Below are 1,006 nucleotides of genomic sequence, written 5' to 3'. Positions count from 1 at the left end.
TGGGCGCCAAGTATTGCAAGGATGGTTGCCGCAAGATGGCAGCGCGGAAACGGCGTAATGCACATTAAGTTTAAGCATAAGTTTTTCAGGGCTTATTTCCAAAGAAGTGTACGCCAAAGCCACATTATTGTCCCAATTCAAACGGTAGAGCGACGGTGTCATGCATCTACTATAGAGAGAGTAAATCTGTGAAAAGACTGGCATTGATTATGTTTGGCGCGCTTACCGCTTGTACAACTAACAGCACTGAGCCTCCTACCGTACCATTTCAAGGAAACCCCGTGGAGTTCCCTGTTAGGTTCATAGGTTTCGCGGATGGATTCTCACCAACTTGCAGCTATGCGATGGGTGCTCAGAAGGGGACGTTCAGCGTACCGGCAAATATCAACTTCAAGTTCACCGATAAAAAGCAAACACTGAATTTGAAATGTACCGTCGATGAAACAAAGAAGATCCCCCGCAACGTACGAAAAATAAAAGCCTTTCATTGGGAAGGTTCTTGGAGCTGGTCGGCGGACACCACTTTCAAACGCCACACTTCCTATTATGCCACCGGGAAAATAGGTGACCGGCGTCGTGTGAGAGTCCCAGCTTCACAAGGTGAGCATGAACTAAGAGCTTCACTGATAGAGAGCAAAGGAGTTCAAATCTTACCTAATTTGATTGTCGTTACTCCCGAACCGGGAAGCTTGGAGATGACCCCTTTATACTGACATTGTAAGGGACGGCGTCTGTTCCGACGCCGCTCATTTCCCAATCAGGAAGCAAGTTCAAGCCCGGTGAAGCCGAAGCTCACCTCGCATACCGATCCAGCCTCTCAATGGACTGGCGCCCGGGGCGGGCCCCCAGTGAAAAAACAGGCCATTGATCCGCTGCACCTCCACGCCACTATCGTAGGAGGTTGCTTCTTCTTGAGAAAAAGACGCTTGGCAGAGAAGACCCCATTACGGAAGTCAGCCTTCTGCGCACACCTGCCATTTGAAGTGATCAGTGTCGCGACCGCAGC

The 1,006-nt window shown here is 49.9% G+C and carries 1 protein-coding gene; it reads left to right on the top strand.

The features are described from left to right. Window positions 1-188 precede the first annotated feature (188 nt). Window positions 189-713, top strand: coding sequence for a hypothetical protein (locus AC2FLA_RS22415; protein WP_496725446.1), 525 nt, complete (start codon window positions 189-191; stop codon window positions 711-713). Window positions 714-1,006: the final 293 nt, after the last annotated feature.

The organism is Ruegeria sp. CDSA033 (assembly GCF_059612305.1).
Note: the sequence above shows the minus strand (reverse complement) of the source record. Positions and strands in the feature narration are given on the sequence as shown.